The sequence below is a fragment of the Faecalibacterium sp. 7 genome (genome assembly GCF_049562865.1).
Classification (GTDB): domain Bacteria; phylum Bacillota; class Clostridia; order Oscillospirales; family Ruminococcaceae; genus Faecalibacterium; species Faecalibacterium wellingii.
On sequence record NZ_CP186911.1, the window covers coordinates 2,024,372 to 2,041,929 of the forward strand.

General features: G+C 56.9%; 16 protein-coding genes, 1 tRNA gene and 1 pseudogene. 12 read left to right on the forward strand and 6 right to left on the reverse strand.

Features of this window, described 5'->3' with window-relative positions; translation table 11 throughout:
• Positions 1 to 92: 92 nt before the first annotated feature.
• The 12 genes and pseudogenes from ACKXF7_RS10120 to glmS all read left to right on the forward strand — a co-directional run bounded on the left by ACKXF7_RS10120 (position 93) and on the right by glmS (position 8,908).
• Positions 93 to 527 (forward strand): zinc ribbon domain-containing protein, encoded by a 435-nt coding sequence (locus ACKXF7_RS10120; RefSeq protein WP_423741210.1) that lies wholly within the window; start codon positions 93 to 95, stop codon positions 525 to 527.
• A 172-nt stretch (positions 528 to 699) separates the two neighbouring features.
• The gene (locus ACKXF7_RS10125; protein WP_348583209.1) at positions 700 to 1,410 is read left to right on the forward strand and encodes a MazG family protein; all 711 of its coding nucleotides are present in this window, start codon (positions 700 to 702) and stop codon (positions 1,408 to 1,410) included.
• A gap of 54 nt (positions 1,411 to 1,464) precedes the next feature.
• Complete coding sequence (locus ACKXF7_RS10130) at positions 1,465 to 1,734, forward strand: HU family DNA-binding protein (protein ID WP_249236950.1); 270 nt, start codon at positions 1,465 to 1,467, stop codon at positions 1,732 to 1,734.
• A 73-nt stretch (positions 1,735 to 1,807) separates the two neighbouring features.
• The gene (locus ACKXF7_RS10135) at positions 1,808 to 2,053 is read left to right on the forward strand and encodes an RNA-binding S4 domain-containing protein (protein WP_339395148.1); all 246 of its coding nucleotides are present in this window, start codon (positions 1,808 to 1,810) and stop codon (positions 2,051 to 2,053) included.
• Positions 2,054 to 2,110: 57 nt separating this feature from the next.
• The gene (locus ACKXF7_RS10140; RefSeq protein WP_423741211.1) at positions 2,111 to 2,398 is read left to right on the forward strand and encodes a YabP/YqfC family sporulation protein; all 288 of its coding nucleotides are present in this window, start codon (positions 2,111 to 2,113) and stop codon (positions 2,396 to 2,398) included.
• Positions 2,395 to 2,823 (forward strand): hypothetical protein, encoded by a 429-nt coding sequence (locus tag ACKXF7_RS10145; RefSeq protein ID WP_423741212.1) that lies wholly within the window; start codon positions 2,395 to 2,397, stop codon positions 2,821 to 2,823. Before ACKXF7_RS10140 ends, ACKXF7_RS10145 begins: the two co-directional genes overlap by 4 nt.
• 44 nt (positions 2,824 to 2,867) lie before the next feature.
• Positions 2,868 to 3,173, forward strand: a complete 306-nt coding sequence (locus tag ACKXF7_RS10150) for a septum formation initiator family protein (protein ID WP_249236946.1) — start codon at positions 2,868 to 2,870, stop codon at positions 3,171 to 3,173.
• 39 nt (positions 3,174 to 3,212) lie between these two features.
• On the forward strand, positions 3,213 to 3,782 hold the full coding sequence (locus ACKXF7_RS10155) for a S1 RNA-binding domain-containing protein (protein WP_249236945.1): 570 nt from the start codon (positions 3,213 to 3,215) through the stop codon (positions 3,780 to 3,782).
• 103 nt (positions 3,783 to 3,885) lie between these two features.
• On the forward strand, positions 3,886 to 5,091 hold the full coding sequence (locus ACKXF7_RS10160) for a THUMP domain-containing class I SAM-dependent RNA methyltransferase (protein ID WP_339395145.1): 1,206 nt from the start codon (positions 3,886 to 3,888) through the stop codon (positions 5,089 to 5,091).
• A 270-nt stretch (positions 5,092 to 5,361) separates the two neighbouring features.
• A complete protein-coding gene (locus ACKXF7_RS10165) occupies positions 5,362 to 6,231 on the forward strand; it encodes a DUF5685 family protein (protein WP_348583212.1) in 870 nt (289 codons plus the stop codon).
• Positions 6,228 to 6,785 (forward strand): hypothetical protein, encoded by a 558-nt coding sequence (locus tag ACKXF7_RS10170; protein WP_249236941.1) that lies wholly within the window; start codon positions 6,228 to 6,230, stop codon positions 6,783 to 6,785. The genes ACKXF7_RS10165 and ACKXF7_RS10170 overlap by 4 nt, the downstream gene beginning before the upstream one ends.
• A 301-nt stretch (positions 6,786 to 7,086) precedes the next feature.
• A pseudogene (glmS, locus tag ACKXF7_RS10175) lies at positions 7,087 to 8,908 on the forward strand (glutamine--fructose-6-phosphate transaminase (isomerizing)).
• Positions 8,909 to 9,044: 136 nt separating this feature from the next.
• Here glmS and ACKXF7_RS10180 read toward each other — a convergent pair.
• The 6 genes from ACKXF7_RS10180 to typA form a co-directional block, all read right to left on the reverse strand.
• Positions 9,045 to 10,580: an Ig-like domain-containing protein gene (locus ACKXF7_RS10180; RefSeq protein WP_423741213.1), complete on the reverse strand. Its 1,536-nt coding sequence runs from the start codon at positions 10,578 to 10,580 to the stop codon at positions 9,045 to 9,047.
• Positions 10,581 to 10,629: 49 nt separating this feature from the next.
• The gene (locus ACKXF7_RS10185) at positions 10,630 to 11,742 is read right to left on the reverse strand and encodes an HlyD family secretion protein (RefSeq protein ID WP_249236939.1); all 1,113 of its coding nucleotides are present in this window, start codon (positions 11,740 to 11,742) and stop codon (positions 10,630 to 10,632) included.
• Between the two features lie 2 nt (positions 11,743 to 11,744).
• Positions 11,745 to 12,194: a hypothetical protein gene (locus tag ACKXF7_RS10190; RefSeq protein WP_339395140.1), complete on the reverse strand. Its 450-nt coding sequence runs from the start codon at positions 12,192 to 12,194 to the stop codon at positions 11,745 to 11,747.
• A gap of 241 nt (positions 12,195 to 12,435) precedes the next feature.
• Positions 12,436 to 14,769 carry a peptidase domain-containing ABC transporter gene (locus ACKXF7_RS10195; RefSeq protein ID WP_423741214.1) on the reverse strand — a complete coding sequence of 778 codons (2,334 nt, stop codon included), beginning with the start codon at positions 14,767 to 14,769 and terminating at the stop codon, positions 12,436 to 12,438.
• 458 nt (positions 14,770 to 15,227) lie between these two features.
• Positions 15,228 to 15,304: transfer RNA gene (locus ACKXF7_RS10200), tRNA-Asn, on the reverse strand.
• A 161-nt stretch (positions 15,305 to 15,465) separates the two neighbouring features.
• The gene (typA, locus tag ACKXF7_RS10205; RefSeq protein ID WP_005945857.1) at positions 15,466 to 17,289 is read right to left on the reverse strand and encodes a translational GTPase TypA; all 1,824 of its coding nucleotides are present in this window, start codon (positions 17,287 to 17,289) and stop codon (positions 15,466 to 15,468) included.
• Between the last annotated feature and the right edge of the window lie 269 nt (positions 17,290 to 17,558).

The window sequence follows — 17,558 nt, forward strand, 5'->3', positions numbered from 1 at the left end:
TCGTTGCAAACGGGCGGCCTGTGCGCTATAATGGAGATAACATCCGCACATGGCCCACGATAAACAGGCCGATAGTAAGAGAGGTGTCTTTTATGGATTTCAACAGGATCAAGGAAATGGGTCTGGAATATGCCGAAAAAGGCAAGAACGCTGCACTGGATCTGGCCGAAAAGGGCAAAACGCAGGCTTTGATCGTCAACGAACAGGGCAAGCTGCTCAAGGCACAGCGTCAGCTGGGCGCACTGGTGTACAGTCTAGCCAAGGGCAAGGAAGAAAACCAGCCGCTGGTGGATAAGTATATCGAAATGATCGATCACATCGAACAGGAGATCACCCGCCTGAAGGCATCGCTGACCCCGGCAGAAGCCGCAGAGGTGGACTATGTGGTACACGAGGAGGAGCCCGCTGCAGAGCAGGAAGCTCCTGCCGCCGAAGCTGCGCATGCAGAGCACAAGAGCTGCCCGCAGTGCGGTGCGCCCGTTTCGAACGATGCACTGTTCTGCAATAAGTGCGGCGCACAGCTGTAATCTCCGACAGGCAACAGGGCGGCGCTCCCCGCAGGGCACCGTCCTGTTTTTTGCGGGATAGGCTAAAATGCAGAAAATAAAGGCAAATTGCCGGAATTTGCCGGTGCTGTCTTGAAAAAACGCGGAAGATGCGGTACAATATGCAGTATCTTTTGCAAGGAGTGTGAGCACTGTGCTGGACTGGCAGCCCAAGGCCCCTTACACGGCAGAACAGCTGCTGGAGATCCTGCGCATCCTGCGGGACCCGGAGAACGGCTGCCCGTGGGACAAGGTACAGACCCATGCCTCCATCCGGAAGAACTTTCTGGAGGAGACCTGTGAGGTGCTGGAGGCCATCGATGCCGATGACCCGGTGCTGATGCAGGAAGAGCTTGGCGATGTGCTGATGCAGGTGGCGTTCCATGCCGTGATGGAAGAGGAGCGCGGACACTTTACCTTTGAGGATGTCTGCCGTGAGGTGTGCGAGAAGCTCGTGTTCCGCCACCCGAACATTTTTGCATCCTCAGCAGCGCAGAATGCCGGTATAAATGGCTGGGATGCGCTCAAAAATAAGGAAAAGGGCCGCACCACTCTGGCCGATGAGCTGGGCACGGTGCCCGCCACCCTGCCTGCACTGATGCGTGCTCAGAAGCTGCAGAAGCGTGCCGACCGCTGCGGTGCGGCGCAGCCGGACAAGACCCGGGCACAGCAGGCTTTGCAGGATGCTCTGGACGGCTGGAGCCGGGAACAGGATGCCCGGACGGCGGGGGAGCTGCTGTTTGCCGCAGCCAATGCCATGCGGCTGGCCGGGGTGGACGCAGAGGAGGCGCTGACCTTTGCCTCCAAGCGCTTCTGTGCCGGGCTGCTGGAACAGGAGCCACAAAGCGGTACTCAGGTCGAGTGACCTGCTCCGATAGAGAAAGAAGAACACCAAGGAACAAATTTGGAGGGTATTTTTATGACGAAGACCGATCTGATCGCACAGGTTGCTGCGAACACTGAGATGAGCAAGAAAAATGCTGAGCAGGCTGTCAATGCCATGTTCGAGGCACTGGGCAAGGCCATGGCCGAGGGCGAAAAGATCACCATTTCCGGCTTTGGCACCTTTGAGGTGCGCGAGCGTGCAGAGCGTCAGGGCATCAACCCCCGCACCCGTGAGCCCATCACCATTGCTGCTTCCCGCAGCATCGTGTTCAAGCCCGGCAAGTCCCTGAAGGACACCCTGTAAGAAGCTGTTTTCTTTTGCCGCCGCTGCCTCGCAGGAGGTGCGGCGGCATTTTTCATCACAGGAGGATAAGACGATGCGTCTGGATAAGTATCTGAAAGTTTCGCGGCTCATCAAGCGCCGCACTGTGGCAAACGAAGTGGCCGATGCAGGCCGCATCCTCATCAACGGCAAGATCGCCAAGGCCAGTCAGGCCGTCAAGGCGGGTGATGTCATTGAGGTGACCTTCGGCAACCGTCCCATCAAGGTGCGGGTGCTCTCGGATGTGGAACCCCGCACCAAGGATGTGGCCCGCGAAATGTACGAGATCATCAGCGAGTAAACGGTATAAAAGCTCTCGTCTGGTGCATAGGATGCACCAGAAAAGGGGAGACGAGCAATGCCGGAAAAAAACACCAGAAGCCCGCAGCCTGCGCCGCCGCATGACCTGATCTTAGAGGGCCGTGCACGCCTGACCGTGACCGGCGTGCAGAAGGTTTTGCATTGCAATGCAGACAGTGCCGCAATAGAGACCGGCAGGGGCATCCTGCACCTTACCGGGGCTCAGCTGAGCATGGCAGCACTGGATCTGGAGGCCGGGGAGGCAAAGTTCACCGGCCGCATCGACGCACTGGAATACACGGCCAGCGCCCCGGCGGGCAGCTTTCTGCACCGCCTGCTGCGATGATCCCGGTCCTGCCGCCCTCAGCCATTGCGCAGGAGCTGACCGCCTGCACGGTGTTGGGCGGGTGCACCGGTGTGGTGCGGGCCGTGTTCCCGGTCAGGGGCCGGGCGGCGTGGGTGCCCGATTTTCTATGGGTGGGCACGGTGCTGACCCTGCTGCAGAGCTATGCGGCGGGGCAGAGCCCGGCGGGCGTGCTGCGCTGGTATATGGCAGCAGCTGGCTTTGCCGGAGCAGGCGCTGCGGCCTTTGTTCTGGGCGTGCCGCTGCGCGCGGCAGGGAAGGCTTTGCAGCGGCGGGTGCTCCGGCCTGTCGCACAGCGGCGTGTCCGGCAGCAAAATGCCCGCAAATTACGCCGCAACGCAAAAAGAACCGCAAAAAAGCGCAAAAAGAACTTGCCAAACCGGCGCCGGATGATGTATAATTCATAAGTGACATCAGTAAGAACCAAATTGCAATGGGGGCAGAAGAAACAATGGCAGCACCGGACCGCAGAAAACGCAAGAAGAAAGTGGTCGTTAAAACGCTTGTGCGGGTGTTTTTTGTCCTGTTGCTGCTGAGCATGCTGGCAGCGTACATCTCCAATCAGGTCAGCATCAGCTCCAAACGCGCAGAGCTGGACACACTGAACGAGCAGATCGACCAGCAGAAAACCGAGAATGAGGAAATGCAGCGTATCCTCAGCGGCGATTCGGATCAGATCACAGAATGGGTCGCACGGGATTCTTACAACTACGCCGCACCGAACGAGCGCATCTTTGTGGATGTGACCGGCAGCTGAACGGCTGCCGATACTATGGAAAACAAGGAGTATTGAGTTTTGGCAATTGAGGTAGGGAACGTATTCGAGGGCCGTGTCACCGGCGTAAAGCCGTTTGGCGCATTTGTCGCACTGCCGGAGGGCGGTACGGGCATGGTCCATATTTCCGAGGTGTCCAATGAATTCGTGCAGGACATTGCAGCAGTCCTGCATATTGGGGATACGGTCAAGGTGCAGGTCATCAATGTTGCACCGGACGGCAAGATCGCACTGTCCATCAAGCGTCTGCTGCCTCCTCCTCCGCGCCAGCCGCGTGAGGGCAGAGGCCCCGCAGGCGGAGCACGTCCCGGCGCTCCGCGCCCGGGCGGCCCCCGTGAGGGTGGACACTTTGGTGCAGGCCGCGGCGGCAATGGCCGTCCCCCCCGTGAGGGCGGCAGAGGCCCTGCCCGTGACAGCGCACCCCGTGTGTGGCAGCCCAAGGCTCCGGTCCATTCCGACAATATGAGCTTTGAGGACATGATGAGCCGCTTCAAGAGCCAGAGCGAAGAGAAGATGGCGGATCTCGACCACGAGACCAACAACCGCCGCGGCGGTGGTTATGCGCCCCGCGGTCGTGGCGGACGCCGCTGAGAAACGGCACTTCTTCTCAGTCCGCTCTAAGTCAAAAGGATGGAACAGACCTGTCTCATTTGATCGGGCAGGTCTGTTTTTTCGCTGAAAGAAAGGAATTGCAATGCCTGCAAAATTTGAATTGATCGCTCCCTGCTTTTTTGGGTGCGAGTCCACTGCAAAATTTGAGCTGACCCGCATCGGCGCAGAGAACATCCGGGTAGAGGATGGCCGTCTGAGCTTTGCCGGCGGTGCCGATATGATCGCCGCAGCCAACCTCAACCTGCGCACGGTGGAGCGCGTGATGCTGCTGCTGGCCCGCTACAGGGCCGCCACCTTCGATGATCTGTTCGACGGTGTGTACGATATCCCATGGGAGGAGCTGCTGCCCGCAGACGCTGCCTTTCCGGTCACCGGCTCTTCGCTGAACAGCCAGCTGTCCAGTGTGCCCGCCTGCCAGAGCATCATCAAAAAAGCTGTGGTCAAGCGCCTGATGGCAAAGCACCACACCTCTGTGCTGCCCGAGACTGGTGTCGAGTACAAGATCCGCTTCATGCTGCGCAAGGATCAGTGTGAGATCATGCTGGACACCACCGGCGACGGTCTGCATAAGCGCGGCTACCGCCGCAACGCCATGGAGGCGCCCATCCGCGAGACCTTGGCAGCCACCATTGCAGATCTTGGCCGTGTGCGCCGCGACAGTCTGGTGGAGGACCCCTTCTGCGGCAGCGGCACGCTGCTGATTGAAGCCGCTCAGAAGGCCATGAACATTGCCCCCGGCCTGAAGCGCCGCTTTGCTGCCGAGCGCTATGGCTTTGTGCCGACAGCCATCTGGGCCGAGCAGCGTCAGAAGGCACTGGCCGAGGCCAAGCTGGACGTGGGCTTTGAAGCTTTCGGTTATGACATTGACCCTGCTGCTGTGGCGCTGGCCAATGCCAATGCCAAGCTGGCCGGTGTGGAAAAGCGCTGCCACTTTGAAGTGGCTGATGTGGCCGACTTTGCTGCAAAGCAGGAGGCCATCGTGCTGACGAATCCCCCCTACGGCGAGCGCATGAGCACCATTGAAGGTGCCGCTAAGCTGGCCCGCACGCTGGGCCGGCAGATGGAAGCACACCCCTGTGCAGGCGTGTACGCCATCACTGCCGATATGGATTTTGAGACCCACTACGGCAAGCGTGCCAACAAGCGCCGCAAGATGTATAATGGCATGATCCCCTGCCAGCTGTATATGTACTACAATGCACCCAAGTTTGAGCACACCGCAAAGCCCATGCCGAAAAGCGGTTTTGACGGCAAGCGCACTACGCCGAACCGTTTTGACAAGAAGTAATTGATAAATGTTACCTGCCGCACCGGAGCTGTCCCGTGCGGCTTTTTACATTGCAGCCGGTAATTACCGGAAAAATCAAAACGGAAAAATTCCTGACAAAGCAGGGGAAACGGACGCACACACAGAAAGTTTTATCCCATGTTCAGTGCCGTGTGCTGCAAAGATGAGACAAATTCATGCTCTTTTTACAAAGGATGGTTGAACCCGGGCTGAAAATGGATTATACTTACCTTACTATTCTGCGGTTCTTCCGAGGAGGAAAAGGTGTATATGAAGGGTAGGATGCGGCCATATCTGCCGGAGCTCACCATCCGGGATTACAATATCTACCTGCGGTATCTGCGCGGGGTGCGGCGCCAGCTGTACGAGGCATACGGACTATATTCCTGCCATCTGCTGCGGAGCAACGGCGTGCTGTTTGCCATCCTTTCGGACAGTCTGGCCGGGCGGCAGGCCACCTGCCAGCGCAAGCGGGTCCCGGGCACAATGGCCTGGCGCAGGCTCATGTGCCAGACCCAGGGCATCCGGCTGGCCGCACAGGTGGAGGTGCTGTTGGGCTGGCACAATTTGCAGGATCGCAAATACAGTGAGCTGAAGCCGCTCAAGCGCCTGCGCCGTGCGGTGGACCGGCTGCTGCTGCGCCGCGCCTACATGCGTGCCGTGGAGGAGAACCCGGCACTGGAACGCCTGTTCGTGCAGGAGCGGGAGCAGGCTGTGACGCAGATGGAACTGAGCGCCAAAAACTACACCCTCGCAGCGGAACCCATGAGCAACATCTATGGTGCCCTGTATTCCACCCTTGCCACCGATGACCCCAGCCAGCGCAAGAGCATGCGCTACATTGGCAGCAGCATCGGACGCATCTTCTATCTGCTGGATAAGGCTGAGCGGTTTGAAACGGACAAGCGCAGCGGCCGCTACAATGTGTTCGTGGTGAACGAGCTGAAAGGGCAGTCTGCTGCGATGGAAAATGCCCGTCGTCAGGCGCTGGCGGTGGCCAACGACCTGATCCGGGTGTACAGTATGCTGGACATCAAGCTGAACCGCAGTCTGCTGGATAATATCATGCTGCTGGGCCTGCATCATGCGGTGGAGCCGCTGGAAGCAGGCGTTGAGAGGGAAAACTGGGAGATCCCATGAATCGGAAACATCAAAAAAGCTGGGGCATGGCTTACTGCGGCATCGTGACGGCACTGTGTGTCGCCCTGATGCTGCTGGGGGCCGTGATCCCCATTGCCATGTTCATTGCGCCTGCAGTGGCGGGCTTCCTTGTTGCAACAGTCTGCGTGGAGTGCGGGATGCAGCTGGCCCTGACGGCCTACGCTGCGGTCAGCCTGCTGGCATTGCTCTTTGTGCCGGATAAGGAAGTGGCGCTGATCTTCGTGTTCCTGCTGGGGTATTACCCGCTGGCAAAGCCGAAGTTTGAGCGCATCCGCCCTGCTGTTCTGCGCATTGTCTGCAAGCTGTTGCTGTGCAACGGCGCAGTGCTGGCCATGTATGGACTGGTATTTCTGCTGGTACCGGCAGGCAGCATTTCGCAGGAGCTGCGTACCACGGCACTGGCGGTATCGCTGGCAACGCTGGCCATGGGCAACGTTGCCTTTGTGCTGTACGACCGGGCACTGCACAACATGCTCATGATGTACCGGCTGGTCTGGCGGCCGAAACTTCATAAAACTCTGGGCTGGCGTTGAGCCAGCCTTTGTGTTATAATGAGGCATCAGAAAGGGGAGAGCGCAGCACACAGGTAACACAAAGCGCCGGGCCACGCGGGTGACAGCCGCGAGGGTGACGAGGAGAGGAATCATCGAAAGATTCGGCGGATGTTTCTCCGGCTGAGGGCTAGACCAGCCGCAGAGAAGGGCAAAAAACGGCAGCAATACCGCAACAGATCCCATCAAAGAAAGCCATACAAGAACATAAACTGTACAAGAGAGCTGACCGTGCGTCACTGCGCCTTTCTGCGTGGGAGCGGTCGGCATGGAGGTGTTTTGTATGTGTGGCATCGTTGGTTATGTCGGTAAGCGCAATGCACAGGATGTGCTGCTGGATGGGCTGGAAAAGCTGGAGTATCGCGGATATGATTCCGCCGGTGTGGCGCTTGCGCTGGACGGAGGGATCTGCGTAGTAAAAAGCAAGGGGAGGCTCACAGCCCTGCGGGAAAAGCTGGAAGCGCAGCAGCTGGCACAAAGCTTCTGCGGCATCGGCCACACCCGGTGGGCTACCCATGGCGAGCCCAGCGATGTGAACAGCCATCCGCATTCCACGCCGCGTGTGAGCATCGTGCACAACGGCATCATTGAAAATTACGGGCTGCTCAAGGAGCGGTTGGCTGCAAAGGGCTATACCTTCCAGAGCGAGACCGACACGGAAGTGCTGGTAAAGCTGATCGACAGCTGCTATACCGGCGACCCGCTGCGGGCGCTGCAACAGGCCCTTTCCAAGGTGCGCGGCAGCTACGCGCTGGCGGTGCTGTTCTTCGATTACCCGGATACTATTTTTGCGGTCAAGCGGGAAAGCCCGCTGATCGTCGGCTGGGGGGAAGGCGAAAACTTTATTGCATCGGATATCCCTGCGCTGCTCAAATATACCCGGAAATACAGCGTGCTGGAAGAGGGCGATATGGCCGTCTGCACGGCTGAGGGCATCCGCTTCTACAACGAATTTGGTGAGCCGGTGGAACGTCGGCAGCTCACGGCAGACTGGGATATGGAAGCGGCTGAGAAGGGCGGCTACCCCCACTTCATGCTCAAGGAGATCAACGAGCAGCCTGCCGCCATCACGGCCACAGTGAGCCCCCGTGTGGAGGATGGAATGCCGGAGCTGCGCATCCCGGCGCTGACAGACGAGGTGCTGCGCGGCATTGGCCGGGTGCATCTGGTGGGCTGCGGCACGGCGATGCACGCCGGCATGGTGGGTAAATCTGCCATTGAAGCGCTGGCCCGTGTGCCTGCCGAGGTGGACATTGCCAGCGAGTTCCGCTACCGGGACCCGATTTTGGAAAAGAATCAATCTGGTCATCATCATCAGCCAGTCCGGCGAGACCAGCGACACGCTGGCAGCACTCAAGCTGGCCAGGAGCCGCGGCGTGCCGGTGCTTGCTATCGTGAATGTGGTGGGCAGTTCCATTGCACGCGCGGCCGACTACGTGATGTACACCTATGCAGGGCCGGAGATCGCTGTGGCCTCCACCAAGGCTTACACGGTGCAGATGTGTGTTCTGTACCTGTTTGCCCTGCGTCTGGCCTATGCGCGCGGCCGACTGAGCGAGGCGGAGACCCGCCGCTATACGGCGCAGCTGCTGCATGCACCGGAGGTCATCAAGCCACGCCTGGCGGACTGCGAGCAGATCAAATACCTTGCCAGCCGCTATGTGAACACCCAGAGCTGCTTCTTTATCGGGCGTGGTTTCGACTACGCGCTTTCGCTGGAAGGAAGCCTTAAACTCAAAGAGATCAGCTATGTGCACTCGGATGCTTATGCGGCAGGGGAGCTCAAGCATGGCACCATCAGTCTGATCACGGATGGCGTGCCGGTGATCGCACTGGCGACCCAGAAGCAGGTATACGAAAAGACCATTTCCAATGCCAAAGAGACCCGCAGCCGCGGCGCAAGGGTGCTGCTGTTCACCACAAAGGACGCCGTGGTGCCCGAGGGTGTGGCCGATGCGGTGGTCCGGCTGGATGAATACGAGGATATCCTGATGCCGCTGCAGCTCATTGTGCCGCTGCAGCTGTTTGCCTACTATATGGCTGTTCTGCGCGGCTGTGATGTGGATAAGCCGCGCAATCTGGCAAAGAGCGTGACGGTGGAGTAACGGCACAAAACCGCGCTGGAAAGGCCCGCAGGCCGCTCTGAGAAGATGCGGACGCCGGACCGATGAATAGAACGAAAAAAGCTCCCCTCTCTGAGCTGTCAGAGAGGGGAGCTGCTGTTTTTATAGAGCTTCCGGCTTACCAGAACCAGTAGCGCTTTTTCAGCACGATATAGGCGATGCCGATAATGATGATCGTCACGCCGCCGGCAATGAAGAAGGTCCAGTTGATGTTGGCAAATTTCAGGTTCTGATTGGTCAGCAGATAATGACCGGCGGTATCTGCTGTGATGATGCCGTCCGTGTAGCTGTTCAGGTACTGCCACTTGCCAGAGGTGGGGTTGTACAGATACAAACGGGTATAGGTGCTCACATCCAGATCGATGCGCACCGAGCAGGGGAGGGCTTTGCCCTTGTCCAGCTCAAACTCAATGCCCTCCTTGCTCTCGGTCAGCACGAGCATGGTATCCAGTTCACTGGTGGTGCTCTTGACGTTGCTGCCCGCGATCTGCATGGTGTAGCCGTCGCCCACCACACACAGGGTCTTGCCGGTGGTGCGCAGGGCATTGAGAATATCACCGGTCACAGTGGGAACTTCGGCCTGCGTAAAGACGATCTCGTTGTCCGTGCTGTCCTGGATCGCCTGCACCACGGGATCGATCTCAATGGGAGTATCGTCCTCCGGCTTTGTAGTGTTGCTGTCCGAAGATTCCTCCGAGGAAGCGGCAGAACGGTTGACAATGACCGTGACCATAGCAGAAGCCGTGCCGTTGGAGACCGTGATGGAGGTTGCACCGGTGCCCACAGCTGTGATCACGCCGCTGGGGCTGATCGTGGCAATGTTGCTGTTGGCGGACTTAAAGGTGAACTTCTGAGAAGCAGAGGAAGGCTTGACGCTGGCGGTCAGGGTGCGGGTGGCACCGGGCTTGAGTACAACGTAGGAAGGATTCACCGTGATGACCTGACCGCTGTTGGAAGAACCGGTGCTGGCGGTGCCGGTTCCGGTTCCGGTTCCGGTTCCGGAGTTGGGAATGCTCATGACCGTAACATTGGTGGTAGCAGTCACCGAACCGCAGGTAGCGGTGATGGTGGCAGTACCGGGGGCGACACCGGTAACGCGGCCAAAATTATTCACCGTGGCTACCTTTTCGTTGGAAGAGGTCAGGGTGACGGTGGCATAATTGGAGGCCGAGGTGGGCCGCACCTGCAGCTGTGCCGATACCGAGTTGCCGACATAAATGGTATTGGAGGACAGAGAAAGATCCATTTCGGTCACGATCATGGAGGAATCCATGGAGACCACGATGGTGTAAGCACAGATCTGATTGCCGGCAGCAGCTGTGATACGGGTAGTACCCACACCCACAGCCTGCACAACACCGGTGTTGCTCACGGTCAGAATGGAGGTATCGTCCGATATATAGACCACCGAATCGGTAGAGTTGCGGGGACGCACCACGGGGGACAGCTGCTGAGAAGAACCCAGCAGCATATTGGCGGTATAGCTGCCGGCTTCAATGCTTTCGGCAGGTACATTCTGATCCCACGGCATGGTAATGCCGCTCAGGGCGAGGCCGGAGACCGGGCTTGCTGCGGCCGCAGACACAGCTGTGCCGCAGGCCAGCAGGCAAAACGCTACCGCACAGACGGCCAGTTTTTTTGCGGTTGATTTCATAGTAAGTATACCTCTTTGGGGTGATTTGGCAACGGCTGACAGTCCGGTTTTAATGGAACAGAACACCCAGTGCTTCCATTGCGTACTCAAAGTAAGTGATCTGGTCGTACTCCACACGGGCGGTAACGCTCATGCCGTTGGAAAGGTCTACCTTATCACCGCTCTTGCTTACCACGTAGGTGGTATCCGGCTTGATGGTCATTTTGTAGTAGGATGCATTGGTGCTGGCGGTCACATCGCTGTCGATCGCGGTCACGGTGCCGGTCAGGGTACCGTAGGAGTACTCCGACAGGCCGGTGATGGCGATCTTGCAGGGGTCGCCCACATGCAGCAGGGGACGGTCGTTCACAGTGACCATGGCAACGACCTCCAGATCGTCGTTCTCACTGGCGACAGTAGCCAGCGGAGAACCGGCGCTCAGGACCATGCCCTCCTTATAGGGGGTATCCATGTGGATCACACCGGAGGTGGGAGCATAGATATAATAATCGTTGGCACCGGTGTTCAGGGTATCGATCTGGGCCTGAATGTTGTCCACGTTGCTCTGCGCACTGGTGATGCTCTGGGAAATGGACTGCATGGTGGAGTAGTACAAGGCCTCCACCTCGCTCTGGCTCTGCTCCATCATGGTCTTGATCTGAGCATCCGAATAGCCGGCAGCCTGATAGGCAGTAGCGTCAAAGGTCTTTTGCGAGACCTGACTCTTGTAGGTCTCGTATTGGTAGTAGTAAGGCTGATCTTCCGGGTTCGTCTCGCTGAAGTAGTTGGTGTCGTCCTGCACGCACTGCAGCAGCTTATTATACTGGTCCAGCTGGGTCTGGTAGATCTTGAGCTGGCTTTCCAGATTGTCCTGCTGCATATCGATGTCCGTGCTCTTGATGTGCGCCACAAGGTCGCCCTCGTTCACATAGCTGCCTTCCGAGATATACATTTCGGTGATGGAACCGGAATAGCTGGACATGATGTAGGTCTTGTTGCTGGCCTGCACGGTGCCGGTGTTCTGGCTGACATAAATGCGGTTGGTCTGGGTGCTCCACACCAGAAGGAACACCATAAAGATGCCCACCAGAATGACAAAGGCGTAACCGTAGGGCGGCACATCCCTGTCCAGCATGATACGGCGGTCCTGCAGGTCCGTCAGGCTTTGAACTTTCATTGTCATAATTATTTGGTCTCCATAAAGACATCGATCACAGCATCGTCAGAATCCTGATTGACATAGATCGTATAAGAAGTGCCGGTCAGCTTCTGGTCGTTCTCAAAAGCGTGGACCTGCAGCTTGTAGGAGGCCAGCTGGCTGTTTTCCATGGGTCCGGTGTAGTGGGCGTACAGGCAGTTCTTAACGCGCAGGATGGCATCCATGTGGTAGCCCGGGTCCATCTGAGGGATGAGCTGGGTGGCCTGCTGCATCATGTACAGGTGCATCTGATGATCCTCGCCCAGTGCAAAGGACTGGATGATGGGGCCGATGGGCTGAGCGTTGTTGCTCTTGATGAAATTGTGCATCTGGGTCAGCACCACCGGCAGGCTGGCCATTTCTTCCGGACGGATCTCGCGGGAGAGCACATTGGTAAGCTTGAGGGTCTTGTTTTCAGCTACTTTGATCTCATTCATGATAAATACCTCTGTTTCGTTTCAGATTTACTTTACATCGGCGTTAGATAAAATGTGCCCGGAGGCGCTTTGTCTCCGGGCACACCATAGTAAGGCATTGTCACCTGAGCAGACCGCGCCGCTTCAGGGTAACACCATCTTCCTTATTCAGGACAGACGAGACAAACAGGCTTTCTGTTGTCAGCATCGATGGCCCTGGCAGTCATATTATGGAACCGGAACTCCATCCGATCTCAGCATATCAATAGGTGATCGACTCGCCGTCGTCATCCTCTTCCACGACAGCCTGCATGACAGGCTGCTTGGGTTCTGCCTTTTTCTTGCTGCGGTAAATACCCTGCTGCATGTTCCACAGCTCGTAGTATCTGCCTTCCTTGGCAAGCAGCTCCTCATGGGTGCCGCGCTCCACGATCTGGCCGTGATCCATCACCAGGATCATGTCACAGTCACGGACGGTGGACAGGCGGTGAGCAACGATCAGCATGGAACGATCCGCAAGCTGGTCATAGATCATGTTGAAGATCAGGTTTTCCGTTGCAAAGTCGAGGTTGCTGGTGGACTCATCCAGAATGTAGAGGTTGGAATCCTTCAGGAAAGCACGAGCCAGTGCAATGCGCTGCTTCTCACCGCCGGACAGGCCGTTGCCGGCTTCCTCCAGATAGGTGTTGTACTGCAGGGGCAGATGACGGATAAAGTCGTGCGCATCGGCCTTCTTGGCAGCTTCCTTGACCTCGTCCATGGTGGCATCCATGCGGGAAACACGGATGTTGTCATAGATGGTCTTGCTGAACAGCTCAACGTTCTGCGGCACATAGGAAATTGCGCGGCGGACAGAATCGTTGGTGTATTCCGTCAGATTCACACCGTTGAAGTCGATCTCGCCATCCTCCGGCTCATAATACTTGAGCAGAAGCTTGGTGATGGTGGACTTGCCGCTGCCGCTGCTGCCCACCAGAGCCACCTTTTTGCCGGCCGGGATGGTAAAGCTGATGTGATCCAGTGCAGGAGCACGGTTGCCGTAACGGAAGGTGACATCCTTGAACTCGATGTCGCCCTCCACCTTTTCCAGATCCGTGCGATCCTCGTCACCGGCAGTTTCAGAAGGATAGTCCATGATCTCGGTCAGACGCTTCATGGAGATGTTGGCTTCCTGGATCTGCATCTGCAGACCGATCAGGTTGCTCAGCGGAGAAGTGAAGTAGGAAGACAGGGTGCTGAAAGCCATATAGCCGCCCAGCGTCATTTCGCCGTTCAGCACCTGACTGATGCCCACATATGTGGTCAGCATGCCAAAGATCATGGAGATGAAGGCGGAGATCAGACCCTGTGTGGTGCTGATGCGGCTGGAACGCAGGCTGATCTTCAGGCTCTTGATGTATTCACGCTCGAGGTTTTCCAGCTCGGTGTCCTCGTTGGCGTTGCACTTGACGGTCTCAATGCCGCGCAGGCTTTCGATCATCTGGCTGTTCAGTGCAGCAGACTGCACCATGGTCTCTTCGTTGATCTTCTTATACGGCTGCTTGTAGATCAGCACCAGCAGAATGCTGACCAGCGCCATGAACAGCGAAATGGAGAACAGCATCGCGTTCATGCGGAACAGAATGATGCCGGTGATGATGGCCATGGAGATATCCATGATCAGACTCAGCGCAATGCTGGTGAAGATGGACTTGATGGTGTTTGCGTCCGAATAACGGGTGGTGATATCACCAGTCTTGCGGGTGGCAAAGAACTTCATGGGCAGGTGGAAGATGTGCCCGAAGTAGCCCATCATCAGCGGGATATCGATCTTGATGGACAGATGGATCAGCACCCACTGCCGCACAAAACCGATCAGAGTATTGGTCAGGCTGACCATGCTGAACACGAGGATCAGCGTGACCAGCAGATTATTCAATCCGTAGGGCAGCACCTCATCCATCAGGATCTTGTTGAACATGGAGGATGCAATGCCGAGGATCGTTGTGATCAGAGAGGCAAAAATTGCATAGAAGAAAAGCTTTTTCTGGGGCAGCAGCAGATCAATGTAGCGCTTGAACATGCCGCCCTTTTTCACCTTGCCGCCCTTGAACTCCGAGGTGGGGTTCATCAGCAGCAGAACGCCCGTAAAGTTCTTGTAGAACTCATCCAGACTGATCTTTTTCAGCTCTGTGGCGGGGTCGCCGATGATGACATAATCCTTGCACTTGTGCTTTTTGCCGTTCTTTTCGTCTTCCTTGGCAGATTCCGACTCCTTCAGCATGTGCTTGCGGCGCTCACCCTCATCCTTGATGGTGGTCTTTTTAAAGACCACCACAAAGTGGGCCAGACCCTGGTCGGTAATGACCTGTGCGATACAGGGCAAAGAGAAATCGCTGAGGAAATTTTCACGGTCCACGCGAACCGCTGCGGTGGAAAAACCCAACTCGTTAGCGGCTTTCTGCAAACCAACAAGGTTCGTGCCTTTCAGGTCAGTGCCCATCATATCGCGCAGGCGGGTGATGGTAACTTCCTTTTTGTAATGGAGGCACACCATTGCGAGGCAGGCAGCCGCACAGTCGGTAGTGTCATGCTGCCGGACGTAGGTATAACGCATAGATGCTTCCTTTGATCATATACAAATTTATTCAAACGACTGCAGAACACTTCCAACGGAAGCGGACGGCAGCAGCTCTGACAACGCAAAAAAACACAGTCTGTAAGCAGTATAAAAACCGGTGGCTTACCCCGTCCTGCGGAGAACGGCGGCAAAGCACCGGTCAACTGCTGCTAAAAATGGCAAAATGCCCATGGAACTGTGTACCGGACTTTGGAAAATCAGATACTAATTCCCAAAGAACATAAAAAGTATACCACAATGCAACATCTTCTTCAAGTGGTCAATTTTTAAGAAATCATTAAGCTGAATACTTTTTTCTGCATAGATGCTGCTTTTTCCGGGGCTGTAGACAAAGACCGGAGATGGTGGGGTGGAGGGGAAAATCCATGCGGCATCAGCTGCCGGATATGACACAAATAAAAAGAGCAATGTCCGCAAGGAACATTGCTCTGCTTTGGCGCCTCTTGCCTGACTCGAACAGGCGACACCCTGATTAACAGTCAGGTGCTCTAACCGACTGAGCTAAAGAGGCAGATCACAGTTGTGACTGCGAGAGATATTATACCGCATAAGAATGCCTTTTGCAAGCCCTTTTTTACAAAACCAGAAATTTTTTGCAAAAACAAAAAGCCCTGCGGCGTTTTTGAAACGCTGCAGGGCGGGAAATACATATTATATAAGGGAACAGAACGCTTACTTCAGCTTGCTCTTGGCCTTCATGCGCTGCTCATGGTTCAGGATCTGCTTGCGGATGCGCAGATTCTCGGGGGTGACCTCCAGCAGCTCATCCTGTGCCAGGAACTCCAGACAGCCTTCCAGACTCAGCTTGCTGATGGGGATCAGGCGCAGGGCATCGTCAGAGCCGGATGCACGGGTGTTGGTCAGATGCTTGGTCTTGCAGACGTTGACATCCACATCCTCGCCGGAAGCGGTGTAGCCGATGACCATGCCTTCGTAGACCTTCTCACCGGCGCCCACCAGCAGAGTACCGCGCTGCTGTGCGTTGAACAGACCGTAGGTGACGGCCTCGCCGGTCTCGAAGCTGACCAGAGAACCGGTGGAGCGGTTGGCGATCATGCCGGCCCAGACATCATAGCCGTCGAAGATCTGGTTGATGATGCCTTCGCCGTGGGTATCGGTCAGGAACTGGTTACGGTAGCCGAACAGGCCGCGGCTGGGCATACGGAACTCCAGACGCACGCGGTCGGTGCCCAGAGATTCCATCTGCTGCAGGATGGCCTTGCGCTGGCCCAGACCGGTCATGACAGCGCCCTGATACTGAGTGGGCACATCGATGACAACATGCTCCATGGGCTCATAGGTCTTACCGTCGATGACCTTGGTCAGAACGTGCGGGGGAGAGACCTGCAGCTCATAACCTTCGCGGCGCATGGTCTCGATCAGGATGGACAGATGCATTTCGCCACGGCCCATAACGCGGAAGGAATCGGTAGTGGCAGAATCCTCCACCTTCAGAGCAACGTCCTTCAGCAGTTCCTTCTGCAGACGGTCACGGATCTGACGGCTGGTAACGTACTTGCCCTCACGGCCGGCCAGCGGGCTGTCATTGACGGAGAAGGTCATTTCCACGGTGGGGTCGTTGATCTTCACAAAGGGCAGCGGCTCCACATTGGAGGGGCTGCACAGGGTGTTGCCGATGGTCACATCGGGCAGGCCGGAGAAGGCCACGATATCGCCGGCGGTGATGTTATCGCAGGGCTGACGGCCATTGGCCTGGAAGTCGTACAGCTTGGTCAGACGGCCGCGCATCTTCAGATCCTGATTGTGCCAGTCACAGACGACAACTTCCTCGCCCACCTTGGCAACGCCGTTCTGGATGCGGCCGATGCCAATGCGGCCCACAAAGTCGTTGTAGTCCACAGAGGACACCAGCATCTGGAAGGGAGCCTCGGGGTCGCCCTCGGGCGGCTTGATGGTGCTCAGCAGAGTATCGAACAGGGGGATCAGGTCGGTGCCGGGCACATCCGGGTCCAGACTTGCGGTGCCATCACGACCGCAGCAGAACAGCATGGGGCAGTCCAGCTGCTCATCGGTGGCGCCCAGATCCATCAGCAGGTACAGCACCTCATCGATGACTTCCTTGATGCGGGCATCGGGACGGTCGATCTTGTTGATGGCCACCACCAGGCTCAGGTTCTGCTGCAGAGCCTTCTGCAGCACGAAACGGGTCTGGGGCATGCAGCCCTCGGCAGCATCCACCAGCAGCAGAACGCCGTTGACCATCTTCAGCACGCGCTCGACCTCGCCGCCGAAGTCGGCATGGCCCGGAGTATCGACGATGTTGATCTTGACGCCCTTGTAGGTGCAGGAGCAGTTCTTGGCCAGAATGGTGATGCCGCGCTCACGCTCGATATCGCCGCTGTCCATGACGCGCTCAGCCACGACCTGATTGTCGCGGAACGCGCCGCTCTGACGCAGCATTGCGTCCACCAGGGTGGTCTTGCCGTGGTCAACGTGAGCGATAATGGCAACGTTGCGCAAATCGTTACGAACCATAAAATTCAACCTCTCTATTATTAAAACTCATAAAATACGAACGAACGTCATACAATCCTAAGTTTATAACAGAAGAGGGTGGTTTGTCAAGATTGTATAAAAATTTTTTCAGCCTTTCGGCAGAATGCCCGAGAAAAGCGGCGTGATTTGTGCGGCGTGTTCCTTGAAAATATGCTATACTAAGGGTGCAAAAGCAAAATGCGGAGAACGGGGTTGCGAGCCGGGGGCTTTTCCCGCAAAATTTCGGGGCTTCCAGCTCCCACCCTCGG